The organism is Affinirhizobium helianthi (assembly GCF_042680945.1).
GTDB lineage: Bacteria > Pseudomonadota > Alphaproteobacteria > Rhizobiales > Rhizobiaceae > Neorhizobium > Neorhizobium helianthi.
In genome coordinates, this window is the sequence record NZ_JBHUEQ010000015.1 from 247,562 (window position 1) to 272,119 (window position 24,558).

Annotated in this window: 24 protein-coding genes; 6 read left to right on the forward strand and 18 right to left on the reverse strand. The window is 57.3% G+C overall.

Translation table 11 applies throughout. The features are described from left to right. Positions 1–83: 83 nt before the first annotated feature. From ACFSE1_RS08725 to ACFSE1_RS08755, 7 genes are all read right to left on the reverse strand, one after another. Positions 84–1,541: a class I adenylate-forming enzyme family protein gene (locus tag ACFSE1_RS08725; RefSeq protein WP_377399398.1), complete on the reverse strand. Its 1,458-nt coding sequence runs from the start codon at positions 1,539–1,541 to the stop codon at positions 84–86. Continuing rightward, entirely contained in the window at positions 1,529–2,089 is a 561-nt protein-coding gene (locus ACFSE1_RS08730) for a hypothetical protein (RefSeq protein WP_377399401.1), read from the reverse strand. Before ACFSE1_RS08730 ends, ACFSE1_RS08725 begins: the two co-directional genes overlap by 13 nt. Beyond that, complete coding sequence (locus ACFSE1_RS08735) at positions 2,086–3,222, reverse strand: beta-ketoacyl synthase N-terminal-like domain-containing protein (RefSeq protein WP_377399404.1); 1,137 nt, start codon at positions 3,220–3,222, stop codon at positions 2,086–2,088. The genes ACFSE1_RS08730 and ACFSE1_RS08735 overlap by 4 nt, the downstream gene beginning before the upstream one ends. Then, complete coding sequence (locus tag ACFSE1_RS08740) at positions 3,219–3,713, reverse strand: 3-hydroxyacyl-ACP dehydratase FabZ family protein (protein ID WP_377399407.1); 495 nt, start codon at positions 3,711–3,713, stop codon at positions 3,219–3,221. The genes ACFSE1_RS08735 and ACFSE1_RS08740 overlap by 4 nt, the downstream gene beginning before the upstream one ends. A 3-nt stretch (positions 3,714–3,716) precedes the next feature. Beyond that, the gene (locus ACFSE1_RS08745; protein WP_377399410.1) at positions 3,717–3,971 is read right to left on the reverse strand and encodes an acyl carrier protein; all 255 of its coding nucleotides are present in this window, start codon (positions 3,969–3,971) and stop codon (positions 3,717–3,719) included. Between the two features lie 71 nt (positions 3,972–4,042). Next, complete coding sequence (locus tag ACFSE1_RS08750) at positions 4,043–5,119, reverse strand: LLM class flavin-dependent oxidoreductase (RefSeq protein ID WP_377399413.1); 1,077 nt, start codon at positions 5,117–5,119, stop codon at positions 4,043–4,045. A 238-nt stretch (positions 5,120–5,357) separates the two neighbouring features. Beyond that, a complete protein-coding gene (locus ACFSE1_RS08755) occupies positions 5,358–6,899 on the reverse strand; it encodes a class I adenylate-forming enzyme family protein (RefSeq protein ID WP_377399415.1) in 1,542 nt (513 codons plus the stop codon). Positions 6,900–7,534: 635 nt separating this feature from the next. On the opposite strand from ACFSE1_RS08755, the gene ACFSE1_RS08760 reads away from it, so the two are divergent. Beyond that, positions 7,535–8,479 (forward strand): hypothetical protein, encoded by a 945-nt coding sequence (locus ACFSE1_RS08760; RefSeq protein ID WP_377399418.1) that lies wholly within the window; start codon positions 7,535–7,537, stop codon positions 8,477–8,479. 293 nt (positions 8,480–8,772) lie between these two features. Here the strand turns inward: ACFSE1_RS08760 and pobA are convergent, their stop codons facing one another. Continuing rightward, positions 8,773–9,939 carry a 4-hydroxybenzoate 3-monooxygenase gene (gene pobA / locus ACFSE1_RS08765; RefSeq protein ID WP_377399421.1) on the reverse strand — a complete coding sequence of 389 codons (1,167 nt, stop codon included), beginning with the start codon at positions 9,937–9,939 and terminating at the stop codon, positions 8,773–8,775. 113 nt (positions 9,940–10,052) lie between these two features. Between pobA and ACFSE1_RS08770 the strand changes: the two genes are divergently transcribed. Beyond that, positions 10,053–10,973, forward strand: a complete 921-nt coding sequence (locus tag ACFSE1_RS08770; RefSeq protein WP_377399424.1) for a helix-turn-helix domain-containing protein — start codon at positions 10,053–10,055, stop codon at positions 10,971–10,973. Positions 10,974–10,984: 11 nt separating this feature from the next. Continuing rightward, the gene (locus ACFSE1_RS08775; RefSeq protein WP_377399427.1) at positions 10,985–11,323 is read left to right on the forward strand and encodes a hypothetical protein; all 339 of its coding nucleotides are present in this window, start codon (positions 10,985–10,987) and stop codon (positions 11,321–11,323) included. Positions 11,324–11,331: 8 nt separating this feature from the next. Here ACFSE1_RS08775 and ACFSE1_RS08780 read toward each other — a convergent pair whose 3' ends face one another. From ACFSE1_RS08780 to ACFSE1_RS08825, 10 genes are read right to left on the reverse strand one after another with little or no spacing between them, the layout of a single operon-like run. Beyond that, positions 11,332–11,748, reverse strand: coding sequence for a TIGR02588 family protein (locus ACFSE1_RS08780; RefSeq protein ID WP_377399429.1), 417 nt, complete (start codon positions 11,746–11,748; stop codon positions 11,332–11,334). A gap of 10 nt (positions 11,749–11,758) precedes the next feature. Continuing rightward, on the reverse strand, positions 11,759–12,628 hold the full coding sequence (locus ACFSE1_RS08785) for a TIGR02587 family membrane protein (RefSeq protein ID WP_377399432.1): 870 nt from the start codon (positions 12,626–12,628) through the stop codon (positions 11,759–11,761). Continuing rightward, on the reverse strand, positions 12,615–13,382 hold the full coding sequence (locus ACFSE1_RS08790; RefSeq protein ID WP_377399435.1) for a TIGR04290 family methyltransferase: 768 nt from the start codon (positions 13,380–13,382) through the stop codon (positions 12,615–12,617). Before ACFSE1_RS08790 ends, ACFSE1_RS08785 begins: the two co-directional genes overlap by 14 nt. Beyond that, positions 13,382–14,434, reverse strand: a complete 1,053-nt coding sequence (locus ACFSE1_RS08795) for a UDP-glucuronic acid decarboxylase family protein (protein WP_377399438.1) — start codon at positions 14,432–14,434, stop codon at positions 13,382–13,384. The genes ACFSE1_RS08790 and ACFSE1_RS08795 overlap by 1 nt, the downstream gene beginning before the upstream one ends. 17 nt (positions 14,435–14,451) lie before the next feature. After that, positions 14,452–15,570 carry a CgeB family protein gene (locus tag ACFSE1_RS08800; RefSeq protein ID WP_377399441.1) on the reverse strand — a complete coding sequence of 373 codons (1,119 nt, stop codon included), beginning with the start codon at positions 15,568–15,570 and terminating at the stop codon, positions 14,452–14,454. After that, positions 15,567–16,655: a CgeB family protein gene (locus ACFSE1_RS08805; RefSeq protein ID WP_377399444.1), complete on the reverse strand. Its 1,089-nt coding sequence runs from the start codon at positions 16,653–16,655 to the stop codon at positions 15,567–15,569. Before ACFSE1_RS08805 ends, ACFSE1_RS08800 begins: the two co-directional genes overlap by 4 nt. Beyond that, positions 16,652–17,782: a CgeB family protein gene (locus ACFSE1_RS08810; RefSeq protein WP_377399447.1), complete on the reverse strand. Its 1,131-nt coding sequence runs from the start codon at positions 17,780–17,782 to the stop codon at positions 16,652–16,654. Before ACFSE1_RS08810 ends, ACFSE1_RS08805 begins: the two co-directional genes overlap by 4 nt. 2 nt (positions 17,783–17,784) lie before the next feature. Further along, complete coding sequence (locus tag ACFSE1_RS08815; protein WP_377399450.1) at positions 17,785–18,858, reverse strand: glycosyltransferase family 4 protein; 1,074 nt, start codon at positions 18,856–18,858, stop codon at positions 17,785–17,787. Positions 18,859–18,887: 29 nt separating this feature from the next. Further along, positions 18,888–20,915, reverse strand: coding sequence for an NAD-dependent epimerase/dehydratase family protein (locus ACFSE1_RS08820; RefSeq protein WP_377399453.1), 2,028 nt, complete (start codon positions 20,913–20,915; stop codon positions 18,888–18,890). Further along, positions 20,912–22,021 carry an NAD-dependent epimerase/dehydratase family protein gene (locus ACFSE1_RS08825; RefSeq protein WP_377399456.1) on the reverse strand — a complete coding sequence of 370 codons (1,110 nt, stop codon included), beginning with the start codon at positions 22,019–22,021 and terminating at the stop codon, positions 20,912–20,914. The genes ACFSE1_RS08820 and ACFSE1_RS08825 overlap by 4 nt, the downstream gene beginning before the upstream one ends. 243 nt (positions 22,022–22,264) lie before the next feature. Here ACFSE1_RS08825 and ACFSE1_RS08830 point away from each other — a divergent pair, with 243 nt between their 5' ends. The 3 genes from ACFSE1_RS08830 (at position 22,265) to ACFSE1_RS08840 (ending at position 24,515) form a co-directional block, all read left to right on the forward strand. Next, positions 22,265–23,251 carry an MDR/zinc-dependent alcohol dehydrogenase-like family protein gene (locus ACFSE1_RS08830; RefSeq protein ID WP_377399796.1) on the forward strand — a complete coding sequence of 329 codons (987 nt, stop codon included), beginning with the start codon at positions 22,265–22,267 and terminating at the stop codon, positions 23,249–23,251. Further along, on the forward strand, positions 23,248–24,285 hold the full coding sequence (locus tag ACFSE1_RS08835; protein ID WP_377399459.1) for a Gfo/Idh/MocA family protein: 1,038 nt from the start codon (positions 23,248–23,250) through the stop codon (positions 24,283–24,285). Before ACFSE1_RS08830 ends, ACFSE1_RS08835 begins: the two co-directional genes overlap by 4 nt. Positions 24,286–24,356: 71 nt before the next feature. Further along, complete coding sequence (locus ACFSE1_RS08840) at positions 24,357–24,515, forward strand: YqaE/Pmp3 family membrane protein (protein WP_377399462.1); 159 nt, start codon at positions 24,357–24,359, stop codon at positions 24,513–24,515. The last annotated feature ends 43 nt before the right edge of the window (positions 24,516–24,558 follow it).

Here is a 24,558-nt window from a genome sequence, read left to right on the forward strand (position 1 = left end):
AATAAAAAATACAGAAACTTAAATATTAACGCGTGATGCTGGATCACGCTTTGAGAAGGCGTTCTGTGTGGTTCTGCGGTCTCTCAGGTCTTGCGCCAGCCGCCCTGTTCATGATGGATAACAAGATGCGTGGGCTGTTCGCTTCGCAGCAGAACCTGGGCAAGCTGACGACGAATATCCGCTTCCGTCATCGAGGTGTCGGTGACATAGACATCCAGAGTCAAGCTCACCTCGCCGGTCTGGGCGGTGGAAACCCATGCCTCGGCGCGCGAGACGCCAGGGATGGTCTCCGTTGTTTCGCAGACGGATTTCACGAAGACTTTTTCGCCGTGAATGCTGATGCTGCTGGCGCGGCGCTTGTGGAAGTAGAGATAGCCGTCTTCGTCCATCGAGAAGAGATCGCCGGTATTGATTTCCGTACGGTTCCCTTTCACCGCGCCAATGGGGGTAGATCGGCCACCAAGGGTGCGGATAAGTGCCGTATCGGTTTCAATGATAAGTTCGCCCACCTGGTCCTCGGGTTTTTCCCTGTTGAGGCGAACGGTAATACCGGGCATCGGATGGCCGACGGATGCGTAGCGACTGGCCGGTTCCAGATGGGCGGCAAGCGTCGAGACGCGGGGGCCTGCCTCCGTCAATCCATAGGTCAGAAAAACTTCGAGCCCGGGGTTGTGGGCGATGAGTTCCTCGATATTGGCGGGTTTTGCCTGTGCGCCGCCGATTGTCAAACGGCGAAGGCACGCAGGCAGGGTTTTGTCTTCGCTGCGCAGCCAGGCCTCCAGCATCAGAGGCGTGATCGATGCCTGCGTAACACCGTAGCTGCTGATGGTGCTGGTGAAATGCAAAGGCGTGAAGGGGGGACCGCTGAGGATGGCCTGCCCGCCCAGCCGGAATGTTGTGAGAAGCTGGCCGACAAAGGCAAAGGAATAATACATCGGCAGGCTGATCAGAACACGGTCGCCGGGAGTTTGTCCTATCGATGCGGCATGGCGCTCTCCATTGCGGAACAGCGATGCGATGTTGAAGAGGCATCCGCTGAAAATGCCGGATGTGCCCGATGTCAGAAGAATGACCTCTCCTGGTTGGAAAAGGCTTGACTGCACCTCGTTGAATTGTCTCAGTTCCGCAATTGTGCCGATTGGTCGGCCCTTTTCTGCAAAGCGTCTGGCAAAGGTACCGACGCCAGACAGGATGGATTTTGCGCCGAGGACTCTCGCCATCCGCTTGACCCTGTCCAGCGGTGCAGATGATGGAAGCAGGACCGGCACGAGGCCACGGAGCAGCAGGGCAAACACAAGGGTAACAAAGGCGCGGCCATTTGGCATTGCCAGCATGACCGGTGTTCCCGCAGGCAGTCCCGCCTGTTCAAGATCACCCAGTATTTCCGCCAGAACCGGGTGTCCGTCTTCGTTGACATCGGCCTGAATGAGACGGTGCAGAAACATCTCGACGCTGGCGATATTCAGTTCCGTCGCCTGCGTAGTGGTGGATACCCTTTGCGGCGGGGCCTCGTCGTGGAGCGTATTGGTCAAGCCAGCCATTGCTGAACCTCCTCCGGATTTGCAAAAATCGTGCTGTTGACGTGGTGTCCGTCACGTCTCATCCAGTGACGGTTGAAAATGACAAACTTGGCTGTTCCTTCCCGCAACCACGTGCTTGCAAGTGCTCCAGCTATGCCGCCCGCCTCTTCAGGAGGCATGGAAAGAACCAGCGTTGGTCCGCTGAAGGTGGAGAAATAGGAGGGCAGGCTGCCAATCGCGCCCGGATTTGCACCCGAAAAGCGAAGGGGGGAAATCACGCCTTCGGTAAGCTTTGCCTCGATTTCGCGCATTGTGTGGAGCGTGCACACGTCGCTGATGGTTATGACCGCAACGGATTGCGGATGCTCTTTCACATCCTGCGGGCATCGGCCGATCGCCTGTTCTGCTGCTTCCAGAACAAGCCAGGAAACCGGATCGGCGTAAAAAGATGGCTTTTGCCGCTTGCTGCGAAACGGTGCATCGAGCGGATGGAAGGCATTGCCGGACGGAAGCGCTGGTTGGCCTTCCCCCTGCCGCACAAGTTGCGTGGTTTTGTTGACCGGGATCATGCCGCTTCAACTCCTTCGAACACAAGGCAGGTATTGAAACCTCCGAAGCCGAGCGTGGTGCTGATGCCCGCGCCGGGCCGTATGCTGATCGATCTCTGGATAGGCAGGGGCAGATGGAGATCGGCTAATGGCCTCTCCAGCCGGTAAATCGGCGGAACGCACCCTTTTGATAGTGCTTGCAGTACGGCAACCGCCTCTAGCGCGCCGGTTGCCCCCAGGGTGTGGCCAAAATTGCCCTTTGTGGCGAAAACTGCCGGCTTCTCTGCCAGACTACCGAAGAGTTGCCCATAGGCATTTGCCTCGGTCGCATCGTTGATCGCCGTGCCAGAGGCATGAGCGTTGATGACCGACACGTCGGATAATGCAATGCCCGCATTCTCCACAGCCCTCTGCACCGCCAGAACAACATTCCTGCCCGAGACATCCGGCGCGACGGCGCTTGCCGCATCGCTGGATGCCCCCGCGCCTGAGAAAACACCAAGCGGTGCCACACCGCGGGCGCGCGCGCTGTGTGCAGTTTCAAGCACCAGAAATGCCGCTCCTTCCCCCAGTACGGTTCCATCGCGATCCTGATCGAAAGCACGCAGATCGCCAGAGGCCAGCGTCCCAAGCCGCGAATGACCCAACCGCTTTGCGAGGGTGAGGACATCTGCACCACCGCAAACGCAGATTTCAGCCACGCCGGAGCGCAGCAGCGAAAGGCCCGCCGCAATGGCATCGGCGCCAGCGGAGCAAGCCGTGGCAATAGTGACCGGGCTGCGGATGCAGCCCACACGGCGGACGGCAGCAACCGCCCAATCCGAAAGGGAGCCAACGGATGGTGCATCCAAATGGCCGCCATAGCTGGTGCCGAGAATGGGAACGATCCGCGGATCGCTCACCTCAAGGCCTGCATGGGCAAGAGCCTGCGCGATGGCCGAAGCCGTGAGCGCAATCTGCCGCTCGTGCACCGGCAGCGTCTGCGGCACATCTGGCAGAACAGCGGCTCCATACCCTCTCAGTGGCAAAGTGCAGTCGAGAGGGGCAATCCCGGATGTGTGGTCCAGCAACGCGCGCCAGACCGCATCCACATCCGACCCGAGCGCAGAGGAGAGGCTGAGCCCTGTCACCCAGACCTTTGTTGCACGGCTCACCAGAGTTGCTCCCCAAGATCGGCAACCTTGCTTCGCAACAGTGTGCCACGAACCTTGGCAACGGGTTTTTCATCCACCTCGGCGCTGCAACTGAAGGTGATGAAGTTCGTGTGCTGCGTTTCGATCGAGGTACGGAACTTGATGACATCACCCGGAACGACCACCCGCGTGAAACGGGACTTCAGCGACCCGATCAAGGTGATTTCGTCATCCTCGAGCTTCGCCGTCGAAAGCTGGTAAAGGATGATGGCAGATTGCGAGATGGCCTGCATCATGTGGCTGGCTGGAAATACGGCGCGCTCAGGGAAATGTCCGGAGATTGCATCTGTCTGTCCAGATACGGCCATGAGGCTGTCCAGGTACTTGCCAGGCTCATAATCGGTGATCCGGTCCAGATAGACCATCGGGTGACGATGGCGCAGCCACTGCTTCAACTCGGTGAAGCCCATTTTCCGGCTGGGACGTGTTGTTTCGTTGACCTGACCGTTCATAGCTTACCGTCCTGCGTTCTGCAGCTCTGCAATCAGAGCCGACAAGGTTTGAACGGATGTGAAGTGCTTGGGAATGAAATGCTCGTCTGAGATGCTCACTCCGAACGAAACCTCACATTGAGCCCGCAATTCGGAGAAGCCGAGTGAATCCAGTCCAACCTGATCGCGGAGGCCGTCTTCCAACCCAATGGCATCAACAGGCATTTCAACAAAAAGCTCGTTTACCAGTATAAGTTTGATTTTGTCTTCGATAGTCACTGCTTTATTCCTTAAGTTAAAATGTATTGGGTATTTACTTGTCTGTAGGGTGTTACTTCGCCCTGCCTGCTTCAATCGCGAAAATGGTTCATGACTTTTTCGGCAAAGCAGATGATCGATCTTTCGATCACGTCCTGGGGAATGGTGCCGAGTTGCATAACGAGGATCAGTTCATCGACACCCAGATCAGCCAGGATCTGGACCTTTTCTCTCGCAATGGCCGGATCACCGATAATGGCCTCTAGTATCTTGTCCGTTTCAAATCGCTGACGCTGCCAGGTTTCGACCTCCGCGTTGCTCAGATCGCTCCGCGGTATATTGAGAGTGCCGGGCTGTGGAGGTTTTTCCGTTCCATAGTACTGGCCCAGACTATCCCGGAAAAAACGCACGCCTTTGTAGCCATGTCGGCAGGCCTCCAAGTCGTCATCAAGGACGCAGGTGAGGGCAGCCAAAGCAAAATGGTCATTTTTTCTCCAATGCTCCGGCTGGGCCTTCGCAATGGTGTCGCGATAGAGCTGGATTTTGTCAGCCAGGGTCTTCTTGTCACTTGATGTGAAGCACAGGACGCCCACGCCGAGGGTCGCCGCGTTCTGGATGGCTTCCGGCTGCACGCCAGAGACAAAGACCGGCGGTGTGGGCTGCTGCATGGGTTTTGGATGAATTTGCGTTGGCGGAATGTTGAAGTAATCGGACTGCCAGCTAAAGGGCGCGTCCTTCCACATCTGGGGCACCATATGGAGTGCCTCATGCCATTGGGGCGACAGATCCTTTCGCTCGATTTCGAACAGCGGACCTTCGACGATGCTGGAGCTTTTTCCCGACGCCCAGTTTACGCGACCGTTGGACAGGATATCCAGAGTGGCGACCCGCTCGGCGACGCGAATGGGATGGTTGAAGGATCTCGGCGTGAGTGTGACGCCGTGTCCAAGCCGTATCGTGCTCGTCTTGGCGGCAACATAAGTCAGGAAAACTTCTGGCGCGGATGAATGAGAATATTCATAGAGGCCATGATGTTCCACATTCCAGATGCAATGATAACCGAGCTTTTCGGCAAGCACGGCCTGCTTCACCGCCTGCTGGAACATATCCTGCTCTGTCGCCCGTGTCGGGTCAGCAATCTGCATCTCGTAGAAAAGGGAGAATTTCATGATGCTCTCTTGAGTTGGTCTGAAGTTCACACGTCTCTGACGGTGCAGCGCACCGCCCACAGAGGAACGCACGTGATCGTTCCGCCTGCGCGAAAGGGATTTGGGGCTCGTGTATTTTCGGTCGAAGCGAGATCACCCGACGTGATCAGTCCGGTTGCTCGATGCGGCGCGCACGCAAAACCGCGGAGGCGCTTTTGCTAGGTCTGCTCTACGGTCTTGCGTGCTGGCGCGCTGTATTTCAACTCAGTCGCTCAGGTTCCTTCAGGGAGGCAAGATATTCGTCGGAGAGCTTTTTTCGCGCCAGCTTTCCGCTGGGCGCGAACGGTATTTTATCAACAAATACAATATCGCCAGGATGCTTGTAGTTTGCTATGCGCCCAGTCAGATGGCGCGTGATGTCGCCCTTGCTGACGTGAGCGCCAGTTTGAACCTGGATCATAGCGATAGCGCGTTCTCCCAAGGCGTGATCAGGTATGCTGAAAACGGCCGCTGCGGCAATATCGGGGTGTTCTTCCAGTGCTTGTTCCAGTTCAAAGGGCGCTAGCGCAAATCCGCCAATCTTCATGACATCCTTGATGCGCGACAAGAACATGATGCAGCTGTCGTCTTTGCGCATCTTCACAAGATCGCCCGTGTAAAGCCAATCGTCTTCAAATGGGTCGATACTCTTCCCATTCCATGTGCCAAGAGGCTTTGCGGGCGATTTGATCCATAATTCGCCTGCCTCGCCAGGCTGGGCGTCGATCCGGATCTCGATCTGATCGAGCTTCCAGCCGAGTGCAGGCTCCCGTTCCCCGGACAGATTATGGTGATAGATGACGGGACCGCCGGTTTCTGTCTGGCCGTAGGAGCTTTGTAACGGCGTTGCAAAGGTCTCACGAAAGCCAAGGCTCAGATCGCTTGGGCATGCATCGCCACCGGCGATGCAATTGGTTTGGCTAAGATCTACCGCTGTCTCCTTGCCTTCGCGGACTGCATCAAGAAGCGCCCGGAAATTGGAAGGAGCGCCACCAATCCAGCCCACGCGGCCTGTTCGCAGCAGGTTCAGCAAAAGATCAGGCGTATGGATCGTGCTGATGGCGAGTGGACGCCCACGCCGCATCGCGGTGAGGTTCATGAGAAGCGACCATGCGCTGACAAGATCAACCACGGAGCAAATGCCGACCGCGCGCTCCGATCCTTGGGCCGCAGCCTTGTCGAGCGTTGCGCCCAGTAATTCAACGGATTTGTGCAGTGTGGCGTGGGAATACACAACGCCTTTGGGGAGCCCTGTCGTTCCAGAGCTGTAGAGTATGGCTGCCATGCTTTCGGGTGGAACCGGCTCCAACTGCACCTCGCTCTCCACCAGCAGGTCAGAGAAAGGCGAAACTTTCCCAACCGTGGCCGTAAGATCCAGTACCCAGGCGCGCTCTATCGTTGCGGTGCTTTCGATAGAGTTCCGGCATGCGTCGTAGTATGCCGCATCTCCAATATAGTAGCGGACGCCGCCATGCTGCAGCATGTAACTTATTTCGCCAGCCGACACACGAAGCGCTATCGGAACGATCACCGCGCCCAGCCCGAGCAGCGCAAAGTAGACGGAAATCAATTCGTATCGATTGCCGAGGTGAACAGCAACGCGATCACCTGCTTTAATGCCTGAGGCGTTTAGCCCCGCAGCCGTGCTTCGGCTGAGGGCGAACAACGTTTCGTAAGAAAATTCCTGATCCACCGTAAAGGCGGCCGGCAATTCCGGTGTTGCTGAAGCCCGGTTTTTCAATTCATCATAAAAAGAAGACAATTTAGCACCCACTTGAATATTATTTAAAATACCTGTGCGACGCAGCCTTGATGGCTCGTCAAAACGCGTTCAGGAAAAAGTGTACGCAAATATTAATGTAGGAAATATAAGTTCAGGGTATTTGGAAGTGATGTCTCAAAAGTGATTTGTAATCAGAAAAAAACCATCTAAATCAACAGACGTCAACTACCAATTGTTTTCATAAATCGATTTAAACCAGAAATACGTGTCGCGTAATTTTGAAAGCTTCAAGTAATTTATCTAAACTTTATAATTCATAAAATATATTTTTCGTATTATTTATAATTTTAAAGCATAATTAATTGATTAGTCCTCAGTTCGGCGTGTACAGCGAAAATATTTGTGGTAATGCAAGGTTATTCTCCGAGAGTTATTGTTTAAAATTATAAATTAAATTATTTTTCGACCGCATTTGGAATAAGTTTGAAATTTAAAAACTCAATATTTATCAGGAATTTCTCAAAATGGCAGCGATGATAGAAACAGAGGCTTGGGTCCTCCGCCCGCAACAGGGTTCTGAAAGGCCCAGCTTTACACTCAGCACCTATTCATTTCCTGACATTGGAGTGGATGAAGTTTTGGCGGAGCCACTCTATGGTTGCTGGGAGGGCAACATGGAGCATGCCTTGCTTGGCAGCCCGATGAACCTCTTCAAGCAGCGAGGAGAGAGGGAAGTTGTGGTTGGCAATGCCGGCGTGGTGCGTATCCTGCGGTGTGGCGCGGCGGTTAGGGACCTGAAGGAGGGTGACGTATGCCTTGTCTTCTGCGTCGGCGATCTGGATGACTACGGGTATCCGCGAACGATACTGGGTTTCGATAGCCCCGGCACAATGGGCGTCTTGGCAAAGCGCGCGCGTTTCAGGCACGATCAGCTCATTCGGCTGCCTGAGAAGAGCGCACTCTCACTGCGCCAATGGGCCGCGTTCTCGCTCCGTTATATTACGGCCTATTCAAATTGGATCTCTGCTTCTCAGGTCTGGCGTACGCAGATGGAGGATGCCTTCCCGCATGAATGCCACGTCGTTGGCTGGGGTGGGGGTGTATCCTTCGCACAATTAGAGCTGGCGCATATGCATGGTTGCCCGGCCACATTGATCAGTGCGACTGAGGCTCATCGCACGGCTATTAATAGGCGTGGTGTGGTCGCTATAGAGCGCTCCTCCGGGTCGGAAGGGGATGAGCGACTCATTGCGCAATTGCTGGAGCGGACGGGGGGAAGAGGTGCTTCGATCTTCATCGATAACATCGGTGCAAATTTTCGTCTGACCATGCGGGCCCTAGCGCGTCAGGGTGTTATCACCACCTGTGGCTGGCGTGAAAATATGGTCTTCCCGATTTCCCGTGCCGCCGAATGCATTGCCCGTCGCACGCATGTCTTCACTCATTATGCGCCACGCAAACATGGACTGGAGGCGGTGGAATTTGCTGAAGCGCGGGGCTGGGCGCCTGACGTGGCAGCACAAGCATTTGCGTGGGAAGATATCGATCAGCTTGCATCGGCTTACATCAACGGGGCAATCGACGATTACTTCCCAATTTTCGAGGTCAATAAGCCCTGATGCCGCTTGTCAATCAGGCAAACCCGGTGCCCCGTATCGCCCTCTTCGAAGAGGCCGCCGGAACATACGAGGAGGGGCGGGGGCAATTCAAAAAAATGCCCCCAGTTCTCCGCAGCGCAAGAAGGGCGGGTTATGAGAAATGAAGGTCCCCTAGCCAGCTAGCCGAGGCAGGTCATCGGAGCCAATCTTACCAGCCATGCGGCTAGCAGTCATCAACGCCTTTACCCTACCGACAGCCCAGATCCGATGTCCGCACTGCTAGCGTCCCTTTCAAAGAGGAGATTTAAGTAGCGCTAGTATGGCAGCCCGACATAGTTCTCCGCCATTGCCGTGGAAGCTGCTTGCGACTGCACAAGATAATCCAGCTCGGCTTCCTGAATTTTCTGTCCGAAATCGCCTGTGTCCGGGAAACGGTGCATCAGCGTTGTCATATGCCAGGAAAAGCGTACGGATTTCCACACACGTTGAAGCGCGCGCTGCGAATAGACATCTATGCCTGCACTCGACTTTTCACCGTAGTATTCGCGCAATCCCTCGAAGAGATAATGTACGTCGCTGGCTGCGAGGTTGAGGCCCTTTGCGCCGGTCGGGGGAACGATATGTGCCGCGTCACCAACGAGGAACATACGGCCAAAGCGCATGGGTTCGGCCACAAACGAGCGCAGAGGCGCGATGGATTTCTCGAAAGACGGCCCAGTTACCATGGCTTCCGCATGGTGTGCGGGCAGCCGGCGGCGGAGTTCATCGAAGAAGCGGTCATCGCTCCAGTTTTCAATTTTGTCGTCCAGCTCGCACTGGATATAGTACCGGCTGCGCGTGGGTGAGCGCATCGAGCAAAGCGCAAAGCCGCGTGGGTGGTTGGCGTAAACCAGTTCTTCCAATGGTGGAATATCGGCAAGAATACCAAGCCAGCCAAACGGATAAACCTTCTCAAAGGTCTTGATCGACTTCTCAGGCACGGATTTCCGGCTGACGCCGTGGAAGCCGTCGCATCCGGCTATGAAATCGCAATCGATGCGATGCGTCACACCATCCTTCTCATAGGTCACAAAGGGCTTTTCGCCATCGAAATCATGAGGCTGAACCTTCTCTGCGCTATAGATGGAGGTTTCTCCGGATGCAGCCCGTGCCTCAATGAGATCACGCGTCAATTCTGTCTGGCCATAAACCATCACCCGCTTGCCCGTCAGCGCGTGCAGGTCAATACGATGGTCGCGGCCGTCAAAGGCGAGCAAATATCCATCGTGAGGCAGCCCCTCGGCGTGCATGCGGTCTGAAACGCCTACGTCTTCAAGAAGATTGACAGTTCCCCACTCAAGAACACCTGCGCGAACGCGGCCCAGAATGTAATCCTGGTCCACACGATCCAGCAGGATGTTGGAAATGCCTGCCTTGGTCAGCAATTGACCGAGAAGCAGCCCGGAAGGGCCAGAACCGATGATAACAACTTGTGTACGCAATTGAGCCTCCCAACTTTGCAATTGTCAGGAAATCTGCCGTCACAGGTCGCCGCAAACAATGGACAAATCATCCAGTTTCCAGCACAAATCGAACATGGATGAAGGATGGGCTCATGGTCGTTGCTGTTCCCACATATTCTCTTTACGGAGATGAAAGCCCTGTTGATAAGGGGTTCTGGTTGCATTGCGAGACAATCATCTCGCGCAGTAGCGCCTACAAGTTCGAGATCGGGTCGCATCGACATGAGTACTTCTTGCAATTCTTATACATTCGTGCGGGTTCCGGGGATGCCGTCTTACCTCAGGCTGTTGTGCCGCTTCGTCCCCCTTGCGTGATTGCAGTACCGGCAGGTGTCACACACGGCTTCCGGTTCTCGCGCGATATTGATGGCTTCGTCATTACCTTGCTGCCTGACCGGCTGAACCGGCTGGATCGTGATGCCTTCTCCCGTTGGCTTCGCCAGCCTGCGGTCATTCCACTCGATCTTGCGGTGCCGGAGGCGAGCTATCTGGATACAACCTTCCTGAGGATTGCTGCAGAATATGAGAGCCAGCTTCCTGGACGCGATGAGGTGCTGGAAACCTATGTGACGAGCCTCATGATCCTTCTCTCGCGACGCATCTCACCCCAGGATGATGAAGCAGGCGAAGATCCGGCATTCCGCCGATTGCAGACACTTCAGCAACTCATTTCCCGCCACTACCGTCAGCATCTTCCGGTGGAAGAATACGCCGCATTGATGGGCATGTCCTCAACCCATTTGAATCGTATCGTCAGACAGGCAACGGGCAGAAGTACCCACGACCTTCTGACGGAACGTCTGATGGAAGAAGCCCGCCGGGAGTTGGTGTTTACCGGCTACAGCGTACAGCAGGTCTCGGAAAACCTGGGCTTCACCGATCCGGCGTATTTTTCACGCGTGTTTCGCCAGCGTTCGGGCATGACGCCGCGTCAGTACCGTGAGAGGGAACGGGCACGGATGCGGAACAAAGAGGCCGAAGCTTTGGTTACTGTTGGAGTTAATCCATCATAGGAGTTCAAGGCATGTCGGAGCATTTGCACGAAGCATCTAGCAATGGGCAACTGGATGTCGGCGGTCAACAATCTGCCGTTGGCTACAAAATGGTGGCAAAGCAGCAGGAAGACGGCTCAGTGCGGATTGCCATCAGCGTCATGGCGCCTCGTGACTGGTTACTCAAGCAGGGCTTCAAACGCGATGCAGTCCTGGTTCGCAAGGATGGTGATCGGCTACCCGTATCTTTCGATGGGGAACTCGACGTTACGGACAGTATTTCTGTTTCTTTACGTGCGCCGGACCAGTCTTTTCCCGATCTGAATGCGGCACAGGCGCAATTCCCGGAGCTTTCAGAGGCCGCCCATTGAAATGTGGCTCATGGTTCTGTGAAGCTTGAGGGACGGATCACGAGCGTCCCACCGGCCGGATCCTGCCTGAAGTAGACAGTGCCATCATTCCGCGATTGGCCGGGAGCGTAATCGAAGGTTACATCGGCTTCCTCAGTGGTGGAACCGTCTCTCGAAAGCGTCGCCACCACTTTGACGGCGGCTGCCGATGTCGGGCCGTCGTTTACAAGCGTAAAATCCGTTCTGTAGAGATCTCCCACCCTCACCACGTGATTGACCACCGCTGAAAGGACCGGCGGCGCGTCGTCATGCGTCAATGCTTCCTGAGTGAGCCAGCCAATCAGCGCCAGGACGAGAAGGCCGGATATGCAGCCGGTGGTCCACTCTATCCAGGCGGGATCTCTGGCTTCGATATGTGTTTTGTTTTGCCGGTTGGTGATCGTCATTTCATTGTCCCTAAAGGATCAGCCGTGCTGCCGCGGCCCCGATTGCGCCGGGAAAGTTCAGCACGATCATGAACATGAGCGCCTGGGTGATGGTAACGTCGTCGAGGCGGCCAAAGGTCCACAAGACGTAAAGACTGATGGCGGAAGTCACCACATAGCCCGGCAAGGTAAAACGAACCAGGGCATGCCACATGGGCACCTCCGGTGTCAGGCTATGCGCACCGCGAAATGCGACGGCGTACACAAAGCCATGCATCAGCATGACCGACACGAGGACGGCCGCGAGGCCGTGCCAGAAGCTCATCTTGAAGGAAATCGCGATGATTTCTTCGGTGGGTGCGATGTTGAGGTTGAGGAACAGAGCTCCAACGGCCATGAGAAACAACTCACCGCCATATCCCGTTGAAAGCTCCTGCGTTGCGGGATCGTTCTGGTGTTCGTCCTCGTTGTCGTCCCTTCCCCCGAGCTGACTTCTGCCGAGCATGGCGCCGAGGCTTGCCGGCACCGCCTGTAAGGCAATCTTGCCCAGCAGTTCCGGTGCGGATTGGTCATGGCTCAAAACGCCCAGAAGACCGAGAACGAGGGCGCTGGTGATAATGCCCAACCCATAGGCGATAAATGCATCGCGCACGGCTTCGCGCCACGTGAAGGTTGGCTCGAAGCCGATCCGGTGTGCGATCAGGACCAGCATAGGGATGTTGATGACGAGCAGGAGCAAAAGCCGTTCCCGCTCCATATAAAAGCCGAGGAACCAAAGCTCCATGGTCATCAGCATGGGGATGCCAAAGATGAGGGCGCCAGCTGCGCCCCGCAGAAGCCCCACTGCGAATTTCCTGTTTCGCAGCCGCAGGTGGTTCCGGCTGGTGTCAGTCCTGGCCATGACGCCCAACAGGAGCAGGTTCAACCGCATAATGGCGGTCGCATCGCTCCAGAAGGTAGACTTCCCTTTCCGGGTGATCGACTATCCTGAAGCCGGACGTACGCAACATGGCCTCCATGGCGGCCGTATTGGGAATGAACCAGTTAGTCGGGTCGGAGGCATATCTCTCTTCGACGAAGAAAAGCTTGGGGTAATCCGGCCTGTCGAAAAGGCTCCATTCTGAGAAATCGTAGTTCTCCTCCAAGGCGGGCGTCCGCTCGTCCCCTCGCTGGAGACACTGGAACAGCATCCTGTCTCCCACAACATGCTCCCAAAGCAGATCGAGAGCGAGCAAGGGATGCCTGAGATGATAGAGGACGCCCATGAACAGTACGAGATCGAAGCGCTCCCGCAAGGCAGGTGTCTCATAGACGGACATTCTCCTGAACTCGACGTCCAGACCGCTTTCTTCGGCCACGAAACGTGCCTGCGCCAGATAGCGTTCGTCGGTATCGATACCCAACACGTGGCCCGCATTGCGTTTTTTCATTTCGAAGGCATAGAATCCCGCATTGCAGCCGACATCCAGCACGCTCCGGCCTTCCAGATCCTCCGGCAGCACATGCGCAAACCCCTTCCACTTGAACGTGGGATAGTCGCCCAAGAAATGATCGGGCGCGGTTTGCAGCCCGCCGATCTTCAGGTTTTGGAACCACGGACCCAGCTCCTCGATACGGCGTTTGACCCGTGGCGTTTCGTTGTGTCCCTGATCCATCAGGAAGCCCCGGCGGTCAAACCGTTGAGACCTTCCGCAAGCAGAGGTCGGGGTACTTTGCTGCCGCGCTCGCCCGAAGTTCTGGCACCAACCGTGGTGGAAAAGAAATCGATTGTCTGGCGAAGGCCCTCTGCCAGGGGAACCTGCGGTTCCCAGCCGAGCAGCGCCTGCGCGCGGGCGATATCGGGACGGCGGCGCTGTGGGTCGTCCATCGGCAGTGGCTTGTAGACGATCTGTGAGCGCGTTGGCACCATTGCGACGACCATTTCCGCCAACTCGTTGATGGTAAACTCGCCGGGATTGCCGATATTGACGGGTACGCCGGGGTTCGGGTCTACCTCCATCAGCTTGATGAGGCCCGCGACGAGGTCGCTCACAAAGCAGAAGGAACGGGTCTGTTCGCCAGTGCCGTAGATTGTCAACGGTGCTCCACTCAAGGCCTGCACAATCAGGTTGGAAACGATGCGCCCGTCATCCGGCTGCATGCGGGGCCCATAGGTGTTAAAGATGCGCACGACGCGGGCATCGACCCGTTGCGCGCGCAGCATGTCGAAGCAGAGGGCTTCGGCTGCGCGTTTTCCCTCGTCGTAGCAGGCACGAGGACCGGTGCAGTTGACATTGCCGCGGTAGTCTTCCCGTTGAGGATGTTCCTCAGGATCGCCGTAGACTTCACTGGTGGAGGCTTGCAGAAGTGACGCGCCATGCCGCTCGGCCATGGCGAGAAGATTGCCCGTTCCCACCACGCAGGTCATCATGGTGTGCACGGGGTCTGCCTGATACTGAGGCGGCGAGGCCGCGCAGGCCAGATTGTAGATCTCGTCAATGGGCTCACCCAGATCCTCAATCACGCAGATGTCCTGTTCCACCGTGCGGAACTGCGGATGGTTCATCAGCGGGCGGATATTGCTTTCCGACCCGGTCAGATAGTTGTCGAGGCATATGACGCGGTGTCCTTTTGCCAGAAGCGCGTCACAGAGGTGCGAGCCGACGAAGCCCGCCCCGCCTGCCACAAGAACCGTCTTTTTCGTTCCGCGTGCGATATGGTGCAGCATTGTTGGCTCCTCTTTCCTCATGCTGAAATCTTCTGGCGGTCAGGCTGAATGCCAACGGGGCGAGGGGCGATCTTTTCGAGATCGGCGACCAGCTCCCTTGCGCGCGCCAGTCCGGTATGGTGCTGAAGCACGATCGAACGCGAAGCCTTTGCCATCGCGCTCAGTGCCTCATTAGAGACCGATGTGAGGGCAGCGACCACATCATCGCTTGTGCGGGCAATGGCAATGGCGCGGCCATCGGGCAGCAACTCGCTCAAGCCTTCCCAGGTATCGCTGATGATAGGAGTGCCGCAGGCGGCTGCCTCGAACAGCCGGACGCTGGGCGACCAGCCAGCCTCGATCATGTCGGCCCGCGTCACGTTCAAAGTAAAGCGCTGGCGGCTGTAAAAGGACGGATGCTCGGCAGGACCGACATGCTCCAACCTCTCGACATTCTCCGGCCATTCGATCGTGTCGGGATATTGAGGCCCGGCGACCACGAAGCGCAGATGTGGAAGACGCCTCGCAGGCTCGATCAGCAAGCGCTCCAATGTCGGCTGGCGGTCGTCGCTATAGGTGCCGAGATAGCCCAGATCCCATTGTTTCGGCTCTCCGGTCGGTTGGTAGCGGTTGTCATCCACCGAGCAGAACAGGGGAAAGCTCTGTGGTACGCCGTAGTGCCTGCGTAAATGTCCGAGCGTGGGCCCGCCGGTGAAGGAGAAATAGGCGTCGAACTGCTTGATCTGTCGAGCCGCCAGATAGTCCTCCTCTCCACGTCGCAGTTTTGCGAGAGTGACGGGGGTATCGATGTCATAGAAGCACAGGCGTTTCAAATTCAGCCGGTTCAGGGCGTCGATCAAGGCCACACCTTCAGGCACATAAGACCCGACGATAACCGCATCTGCCTGTGCGAGGCGTTCACCGTACTCTGCCAGCATGGCCCCGATGTCTTCGTAATAGGCAAGCTCGCAAAAGTCCGGATTGGCGAAGTCGCGATTGTTCGCATACCAGGGCACATCCCGTTCGAGAAAAAGAACCCGGTGTCCTTCGGCCTTAAGACCTCGTAGCAGCGCACGGAAGGTCGTGGCGTGGCCATTGCCCCAGGAGGAGGATAGCGTGAGACCGAGTATGACGATGTCGTGTGGGCGCTGTGTCATTCTGCGGCCTCCCGCATCCGCGCATATTCGCGAAAGATCTTGTCTGCCTCGGTGGCACGATGGTCATAGGTGTGCTCGGAAAGCACCCGTGCGAGGGCGCGCTGGCCGATTTCGCGGGCCTGCGCCCTGGTCAGCTCATTCATGATGGCGGCCACATCCTGCCCATCACGGGCGACGAGCACTTCTTCCTGCGGCTTCAGAAAGAGTTCGATCCCCTCCCAGAAGTCGGTGATCAGGCAGGCACCCGCTCCGGCGGCTTCAAACACGCGCGTGGCAGGAGAAAAGCCGTTCGCGGCCATACTCTCCCGCGAGATGTTCAACACCGCTTTTGGCGTGCAGTTGAATGCATTGTGGTCACGGGTCGAGACATGCCCGATCCGCCGGACGTTCGGGGCCATTGCCTTGTCTTCCCACCCGGACCCACCAAGCAGGAAGTGCTGTGTTTGCGCACGGACGGCGGGCTCCAGGAAAAACTGTTCGACGCGCGATTCGCGGTCCGGCAGGCGATTACCCAGGAAACCCAGATCGGCCTGAAAGGCGGGATTGGGTTCCACAGGGTGATGTGTCTCGGGATCAAGCGCATTGTAGACGGGGATGCAGTCTCGCGCGCCCAGGGTGCGGTAGGCGCTCACGACAGGATCACCACCGCCATAGGTCAACACAAGATCAAGCTTGCCAAGCGCCTGCCGCAAGGGATGCTCGGGCGTGGAACGAACCTCGGCCAGTGTGGCCGGAGCATCCACGTCCCAGAAAATCGTCAGCGCATCTGGTCGTGCGTGATGAAGAACTCGATTGAGCAGCAATTCGTCTTCAAAGCCAACACCACTCGCTTTTACCACGATATCCGCATGGGCAGCACGGCGGGCAACGTTCTCCAGCGCGTCGACCGTGGCGTTGTAAACAACGACCTTGCACCATTCCGGCGGATCGATGTCGCGGTTTTTCTGGCGGTCATAAACATCCGGCTCAAAGAAGGTGATTTCGTAGCCGAGGGCGCTGAGTGCCTTCAGGAGACCGCGATAATAGGTGGCGGCACCATTCCAGTAGGCTGAAACGAGGCTGGATCCATAGAAGGCAATTTTCATTCTGCGGCCTCCGCAGGCTTGAGGGCATTGCGGGCTGAGAGAGCGCCATGTGTTCTCAGGATGGAAAGCAGCTCCTCCACGCGATGACGGCAGGTGTGGCGCGTACGGATCGTCTCAAGCCCGGCTGCCGCCAACTCCTGCGCCTGTTGAGGATCTGCAAGGAGACCGCGCATTGCCGCCTTCATGGTTTCACTGTCTTTCACCATGAGGAAATCGCGACCGGCTCGGAAAAGCTGCTCAACGTCTTGCCAGGGAGCGCTGATCAAGGGGATCCCGCAGGCCAGCGCCTCAAATACGCGGATGGTTGGTATACCCGGCAGGTTCTCGACGTAGGGTCGCCGTGGAATATGCACTGTCAATCTGTGGCGCGCGAAAGCCTTTGCGGCTTCCGCATTGGCAATCCAGCCTGCATAATCGATGCCTGCCTCCGCCAGCCGTGCAAGAGCATGTTCCGGATAGCGCACGCCGCGCACCGTGGCTTTGAGCTTGAGTTCCCTTGCGGGTCTGACGAGAAACTCTGCAATCTCCGCCGTGCGCTCATCGTCTCCCCAATTGCCGATCCAGATGAGGTCGCCGGTCTTTTCAATCTCCGGCATGGGATGGAACAGCGTGTCGTCAGCTGCTTCGTGCCAGGTGAAGACCTGACGTCCCCACCCTGCCTCCAGGTAACGTTCGCGAAGCGTCTCGCCGAATGCCAGGACGAGGTCGTAGCCGCTGAGGTCAAGCCCAGCGATATCACCCGCTGCTGACACGGCACGATGATGCGTATCGTGGAAAATGAGGGTAAAGCGACCGCCCATCTGGCGGGCCTTTCCTATGCGCGCCACCAGCGCCGGGTCCGTCCATTCGTGCACGATGACCACATCGGCCTGACTTATGGCTGCCTCGTGATCGAAGGCCTCGTCATATGAGATGGATGTCAGATCCGGGAAACTGCGCGCGAAAGCTTCCACCGCCTGTGTACCTTGATCTTTGAGCAGATTCTCAAGGCTCCATGCATTCTCAGGTTCAAGTGCCTGCGCCTGATGTCCACGCCGGGTGAGATCGCGCATGATGCCGCGCAGGAAATGCGCATTTCCGTGATTCCAGTCTGAGATGAGCGAATGCGTGTAAAAGAGAAATTTCATGACTACTCCGCTGCTGCGGTTACAAGTGGGTGTCCGGCGAGCTGGCAATAGAGGGCATTCATGGCTTCGGCTTGCGCTTCGGCGGAATAGCGCCTGGAGGCCGCTTGCGCCTGTTTGCCAAGCGTCTGGCGCAGGCAGGGATCACCGATCAGGCGTGTGACCGCCACGGCAAAGGAGCCTGCATCTCTGGGATCGGCGAAGAGAGCCACCCCCCCCCAAAGCTCCCGGTAAACCGGAATGTCCGCCAGAACCAGGGCACACTGTAGCCTTGCGGCTTCAAGTGCTGCCAAACCGAAAGGTTCGTAAAGCGATGGCGACACAAAGATACCGGCATTGCGCATGACGGCCAGCGTCTCGTCATGGCAAAGCTCCCCCAGGTGATCGGCATGGTCCAGCTTCATGGATGAACCGCTCGGGCTGGAAAGCGGGCCGATCATGCGCAGCGGCCATTCGATACGGTGGGCAACGGTGTCGAGAAGCGGGCCATTTTTGCCATCGTCCCACCATCGTCCGGCAGCGCAGACGAAGGCATTCTTTTGTAGTGCCTCTTCTTCGACCCGGCTTGTATTGTGGACCACGCTTACGTTCAGTTCAGGTCCATAGGCTTGTTGGAGAAGGTGCGCAAACGCTCGGCTGGGCGCCACGACTGCGTTGGCAGCAGAAAAGCCCGCTTTGTTGATCTCTTTCTGCCATGCCCAATCTGCGGGGACGTCCTCACCACGCACCGAAGCAAACCAGGTAACGACACAGGAATGGGCAACCACGAGAACCGGAACAGGAAGGTTCAGCTCTGCCGCCTGTGAGGGCAGATTGAGGTGAACGAGATCGACACGTTCTTCCTCGACAAGCTGGGCGATAGCCTGCGCAACAGGTCCGAGTTCGCTTTGGTCGCTCACCAGCCAATCCAGAGGTGCCTCACTCCAGCGCAAGGTGCCGATACGTTCTGCCTCGTGGCGCTTTTGTGCATCCGGCACAGGGCCGAAACCCAGAAAAACCGTATCTGTGCCGAGCATCTTCATGGCAATGGCCAGATCCATGGCATAGCGCCAGACACCGCCCACAGCGTCGATGGTCATCAAGACTTTCCGGCGGTTCGAAAGATGCATCATGCGCTCACCCTTGCAGTGAGAGGCCGTGTCAGTGCGCGCTCGAAGCGGTTCTCCAGCAGCCATTCGCAAAGATGGTTCAGACCGCTCTTCCAGCGGATGCGGGGCTGCCAGCCAAGGTGCTGTTCCAGGTTTCGCGTGTCCGCAACGAAGTAGAGTTGATCGCCAGCGCGCCAGTCGCCGAAGGAGAGATCGATCTTGCGTCCGCTCAATCTTTCGATTTCGCGCAGGACTTGAAGAATGCTGACGCAATTTTCAGGGCCGCCGCCGAGGTTGAAGACTTTTCCACGTGCGCTGTCGATGCCGGAATGAACGGCGCGATAGGCCGCCACCGCGTCCTCCACGTGCAGGATGTCGCGCACCTGCTTTCCATCGCCATAAACGCTGATCGGCTCGCCGGAGATTGTCCGGATCAGGAAATGGGCAACCCAGCCCTGGTCCTCGGTGCCGAACTGGCGTGGGCCGTAAATGCAGCTCATGCGCAGAACGGCGGTGGGAATGTCGAAGGATTTCGCATAATCCAGCACATATTGGTCGGCCACGCCCTTGGAGCATCCGTAGGGTGTGCAGAAAGCCAGCGGCCTGTCTTCGCCGATCCCGTGTTCACGGACAGTCCGGTCAGCAGGCACATAGCGATCGTCGCCCGCGATCATGTCCAGATCTTCGAGCGCGCCATATACCTTGTTGGTGCTGGCGAAGATAACGGGGGCGTTACGCTGTGCCTTGCGAACTGCCTCCAGAACGTTGATCGTGCCGCGCGCGTTGGCTTCAAAATCATCCAGCGGAGAGGCAAGGCTGGTGGTGACTGCGGTTTGGGCTGCCAGATGGAAAACCGTCTTTGCATCCTTGAAGACGGAATCGATGCTGCGCAAATCACGCACATCGGCAAGAACCGGGTGAACCCGCTCCTTGTGCCGCTCCGTCAGCCAGGCCAGGTTCTGATCGACGCCCGCGCGGCTCAGATTGTCGAGGATAACGACGTCCTCGCCATCCGCCAGATAGCTTTCCGCCAGATTGCTGCCAATAAAGCCGCTGCCGCCGGTGATGACGATCGGTGCCGCGCCTGTTGCGACATGCGGTGCAGCAAGACGTGTCACGTCCGCAAGGCGCTGAATGCCGCCCTCAAGCAGCAGGCGGGCGAGCAGCTTTGGCTGATTATCATGCGTGACCGCACCGAGATGGTAGTGGCGAGGGTCGAACCAGTAGCCTTCCTGGACCGCGACATCCGGTGGAACATCGGCCCAGGAATACCAGAACATGCGGTCGGCTGGCACTTTGAGAGCCTTCATGAAGCGTCGTGCCTGCTCCATCTCGTCGCTGCGCCAGGTGGAATAGCCCGTTTCGGTGATCCAGATCTCGGCATCGGGATTATGGCGATCGATAATGTTGCGCATCTCCCCGAGATGCATGTCCCAGCCGCCCCATGAGCCCTCTTCGCTGTCCCATGTGCCGGGAAAGCCGTGAAAGCCGACTGCGTCGACAACGGAGAGCACACCGCGTTCGCCCATTTGATCCAGCCAGAGTGGATCGAACGGGCAGGGGCCGCCAAGCACGGGTTTCCAGCCCCGGTGCTTGGCCCAGTAGGCAGCGCCGCCCACCATTTCGCAGAACAGATTGAAGTCCGGGTCTTCCCTCCAGTCCCAATCCAGAAGGTTGTTCGGTTCATTCCACAGTTCAATCGAGCGAAAATGCTTGCCGTAGCGTGTCAGGACATGATCAACGAAATCTGCATAATCCTTCAATACCATCGGCGCGCCGTTGCTGCGCCCGGTTCTGGAAAGGGAGGGAGGCGTATAGTGAATGCAGGGCAGAAGATCGATTTCCTTGCCCAGCTTCGGAATCAGCCAGTCAAACCACGCTTCTCCCCCCGGTGCGAGATATTCCGCCCAGGACAGATGCGTGCGCAGATAGCTTGCGCCGCTGGCCAGGATGTCGGGGAAAATTCTTTCGGTGCGTTCGTATTCGCCGGGCCTAAACCATTCGACGAACCCAAACTCTCGATCCGGTGAGGGGGCGTGCTGGGTCATGAAACAAGGCCCCGCTGTTCCAATTCCGCCCGCATTTCCGCGCCGCGATCCACCGCGCCTGCGCTCCGAACCCAGTCGGCCAATTCGCCAAGCATGTCTTCAAGCCGGTATTGCGGTTCAAAGCCAAGCAGCTCGTGTGCCTTCGAGATGTCGGCAAAGCAGTTGCGAATATCGCCGGAGCGCGCTTTGTTGAGAATTTCAGGCCCCAGCTCCGGTGAGCCCATCGCATCCGCCAGAAGGGATGCCACCTGCGCGACGGAATAGGATTGTCCGCTTCCGATATTGATGACGTGACCTGCGGCATTGGCTTTCTCGAGAGCAAGGCGGAAGCCACGGGCAACGTCGCGAACATGCACGAAGTCACGGCGCTGCTGGCCATCTTCGAAGATCATCGGTCGCTCGTTATTGGCAATCCGCGCGGCGAAATTAGCCAGAACTCCAGTGTAAGGATTGGAAAGAGCCTGCCCTGGGCCGAAGACATTGAACAGGCGAAGGGCTACGGCATCGATGCCGTAGGCTTCCCCGAAGATCAGGACCGCCTTTTCCTGCTGATATTTGGTCAGCGCATAGATGGATGCGAGATCGACAGGCTTTTCCTCGTCGGTTGGCTCGGGGACCAGAGCCTCTCCGCCGGGGCCAAGTGGCTCCCAGTGGCCGGCCTTGATGCGAGACGCCTTGCGGCGAACCTGCCCCAGCCGATTTCCATCCCGGTCGCGATAAAGTCCCTCGCCATAGACGCTCATCGACGAGGCAACCACGATCCGCTTGATCGGCTTGCCGATCATCGCCTCCAGCAGGACGGCAGTGCCCAGATCATTTGCGCCGACATAGCGGGCTATTTCATACATGGATTGGCCAACGCCGACCTCTGCCGCCAGATGAACGACCATATCCACCCCGTCGAGGGCTTCTTCCACTTTGGGCTTGTTGCACACATCGGCGTGTATAAACTCGACGCCTTCCGGAGTTGCCTGTGCAGCATCGCCATGAACCTGTTCGATCAGTGCGTCGAGAATGCGAACCTGATAGCCATTGGAGAGCAATTCCTGCGTGACGTAGCGTCCGATAAATCCGCAGCCGCCTGTGACGAGTACCTTCTGAACCAAGGGTGTTCACCTGTTCGTTAGAGGGAAGATGAAGCTTTCAGAGGGGCTGAACAATGAGCGAATGCGATAGTTCCAATGGCAAAATTCGCTTTTTTATTGAGGCTCTTAGCCGCTACATCATCTGCAGTGACATCTTGAATGACATCAAGAATGTCATCTTCTTCAGGAACTCTGATCCCTCTGCACAGTTTGCCGTTGGGTGACATCACGTGATGTTGCGTGAGCAACGAAAAAGGCGGTGGAATGGACAATCTGGAGTTCAGGACGGGGCTTATGAGTGCGGCAATCATGACGGGTGCCGGCCGCATCGAAATGCAGCAATTGGCGATACCGGAGCCTGGACCGGGGCAGGTTCGCATCAAGCTGGAAGGCTGCGGCGTTTGTGCGTCAAACCTTGTTCCCTGGTCCGGACCGGACTGGATGCAATTTCCAACGGAACCCGGTGGGCTTGGTCACGAGGGCTGGGGATTTGTCGATGCCCTCGGTGACGGCGTGTCCAGCCTGAAGATCGGCGACCGGGTAGCCGCACTCTCTTACAATGCGTATGCCAGCCATGACCTTGCGGCGGAAACCGCCGTGGTGAAGCTTCCGCCGGAACTGGATGGAGTTCCCTTCCCAGGTGAGCCGCTTGGCTGTGCGATGAATATTTTCCAGCGCGCGGAAATTTCCGCAGGCCAAACGGTCGCCATTATTGGCGTCGGGTTCCTTGGCGCATTGCTGATCCAGCTTGCGAAGGAAGCCGGTGCGCGGGTGATTGCCATCTCGCGCCGCCCCTTTTCTCTGGAGCTGGCCCGTCGGATGGGTGCGGATGACGTGATTGCGATGGAAGATCACTGGAAGATCATCGAAGATGTCAGGGCGCTTACGAATGGGCAGTTCTGCGACCGCGTGATTGAAGCTGTGGGGAAACAGTGGCCGCTGGATCTGGCCGCAGAATTAACCCGTGAAAGAGGTCGTCTCGTTATCGCAGGTTATCATCAGGATGGACCGCGACAGGTGAATATGCAGCTTTGGAACTGGCGCGGGCTGGATGTCATCAATGCCCATGAGCGCGATCCCGAGGTCTATGTTCACGGGATCAGGGAAGCGATCTACGCGGTCGCCAGCGGAAGACTGGACCCCTCTGCGCTCTACACCCACCAGTTCGCACTGGAAGAACTGGATGAGGCATTGAATGCAGCCCGCGACCGTCCCGATGGTTTCCTCAAAGCTCTGGTGATCTACCCATGAACCATGTTCTGAACCAGTCTCAGTTGTCATCCTTATCACGCACGGTGCGCCTTGGATTTCTGGGGGTTGGCTGGATTGGGCGGCATCGCATGAACGCAATTTTGCAGACCGGCGTTGCCGAAGCTGTAGCCATTGCTGAACCTGATCCCGACATGGCGAGGGAAGCGTTGGCGCTTGCCCCGGGTGCCGCCCGGGTGGACGACCTTGATGCCTTGCTGGCGATGGATCTGGATGGGGTGGTGATTGCCACGCCGAGTGCGCTCCATGCGGAGCAATCGATCCGTGTCCTGCAAAACGGCAAAGCGGTTTTCTGCCAGAAGCCTCTGGGGCGAAGCGCAGCTGAAGTTTCGGACGTCATTGAAGCGGCAAGGGTGGCCGACCGCTTGCTGGCGGTCGATTTGTCTTATCGCTTCACGCAGGCCCTTCAGAAAGTGCGCGAACAGATTTCGGCTGGCGTACTGGGAGAGATCTTCGCTGTGGATCTCGTTTTTCACAATGCCTATGGGCCGGATAAGCCCTGGTTCTACGACAAGGCACAATCCGGCGGTGGATGTGTGATGGATCTCGGTGTCCATCTGGTGGATGCTGCGCTCTGGAGCCTCGGATTTCCCCCGGTTCTGGAGGTGGAAAGCCATCTGCTCAGTGGCGGTCTTCCCATTGGCGCTGAGAGCGACAAGATTGAGGACTATGCCGTTGCAACGCTCAAGCTCGAAAGCGGTACCGTCATCCGCCTTGCTTGCTCATGGCGTTTGCCTGCGGGGCAGGACGCCGTCATTTCCGCCGACTTCTACGGGACGGGCGGCGGTGCGAGCATGCGCAATATCAATGGCTCCTTTTACGATTTCCGCGCCGATCTGTGCCATGGAACGTCACGGCAGGAACTGGTCGCGCCACCCGACGAATGGGGTGGCCGGGCGGCAGCAGACTGGGCAGAGCGACTGGCCAGACAGCCCGGTTTCGATGCCGCGGCAGAACGCTTGCTGGATGTCGCAGAAGTGATTGACCGTATCTATGGCAGATACAGTACCGCATAACTACCTCCATGCTGAACCAAATCGGCGGTTACGCGTTATCGGCCGGACCAAAACTATTAGAGGGTTCTATTGTGGACGTTATTCGTATTCTTCTGGCCATTCTGCTTCCACCGCTCGGGGTTTTCCTGCAGGTAGGGCTTGGTCTTCATTTCTGGTTGAACCTGCTGCTGACCCTGTGCGGTTATGTGCCCGGTATCATCCATGCAATCTGGGTGATCGTGAAGAAATAGTCCCGACGCGATCTTGATCGGGGATCATCCTGATCCCCGCATA

Bases quoted from the DNA above. Each gene is read 5' to 3' on its own strand.
- ACFSE1_RS08770 (WP_377399424.1), top strand. From the start codon at position 10,053: ATGGTCGTTGCTGTTCCCACATATTCTCTTTACGGAGATGAAAGCCCT.
- ACFSE1_RS08790 (WP_377399435.1), bottom strand. From the start codon at position 13,382: ATGGATCAGGGACACAACGAAACGCCACGGGTCAAACGCCGTATCGAG.
- ACFSE1_RS08730 (WP_377399401.1), bottom strand. From the start codon at position 2,089: ATGATCCCGGTCAACAAAACCACGCAACTTGTGCGGCAGGGGGAAGGC.
- ACFSE1_RS08805 (WP_377399444.1), bottom strand. From the start codon at position 16,655: ATGAAAATTGCCTTCTATGGATCCAGCCTCGTTTCAGCCTACTGGAAT.
- ACFSE1_RS08760 (WP_377399418.1), top strand. From the start codon at position 7,535: ATGGAGCATGCCTTGCTTGGCAGCCCGATGAACCTCTTCAAGCAGCGA.
- ACFSE1_RS08780 (WP_377399429.1), bottom strand. From the start codon at position 11,748: ATGACGATCACCAACCGGCAAAACAAAACACATATCGAAGCCAGAGAT.
- ACFSE1_RS08830 (WP_377399796.1), top strand. From the start codon at position 22,265: ATGGACAATCTGGAGTTCAGGACGGGGCTTATGAGTGCGGCAATCATG.
- ACFSE1_RS08750 (WP_377399413.1), bottom strand. From the start codon at position 5,119: ATGAAATTCTCCCTTTTCTACGAGATGCAGATTGCTGACCCGACACGG.
- ACFSE1_RS08835 (WP_377399459.1), top strand. From the start codon at position 23,248: ATGAACCATGTTCTGAACCAGTCTCAGTTGTCATCCTTATCACGCACG.
- ACFSE1_RS08795 (WP_377399438.1), bottom strand. From the start codon at position 14,434: ATGCTGCACCATATCGCACGCGGAACGAAAAAGACGGTTCTTGTGGCA.
- ACFSE1_RS08725 (WP_377399398.1), bottom strand. From the start codon at position 1,541: ATGGCTGGCTTGACCAATACGCTCCACGACGAGGCCCCGCCGCAAAGG.
- ACFSE1_RS08775 (WP_377399427.1), top strand. From the start codon at position 10,985: ATGTCGGAGCATTTGCACGAAGCATCTAGCAATGGGCAACTGGATGTC.
- ACFSE1_RS08740 (WP_377399407.1), bottom strand. From the start codon at position 3,713: ATGAACGGTCAGGTCAACGAAACAACACGTCCCAGCCGGAAAATGGGC.
- ACFSE1_RS08815 (WP_377399450.1), bottom strand. From the start codon at position 18,858: ATGACCATCGACGCTGTGGGCGGTGTCTGGCGCTATGCCATGGATCTG.
- ACFSE1_RS08785 (WP_377399432.1), bottom strand. From the start codon at position 12,628: ATGGCCAGGACTGACACCAGCCGGAACCACCTGCGGCTGCGAAACAGG.
- ACFSE1_RS08820 (WP_377399453.1), bottom strand. From the start codon at position 20,915: ATGACCCAGCACGCCCCCTCACCGGATCGAGAGTTTGGGTTCGTCGAA.
- ACFSE1_RS08810 (WP_377399447.1), bottom strand. From the start codon at position 17,782: ATGAAATTTCTCTTTTACACGCATTCGCTCATCTCAGACTGGAATCAC.
- ACFSE1_RS08800 (WP_377399441.1), bottom strand. From the start codon at position 15,570: ATGACACAGCGCCCACACGACATCGTCATACTCGGTCTCACGCTATCC.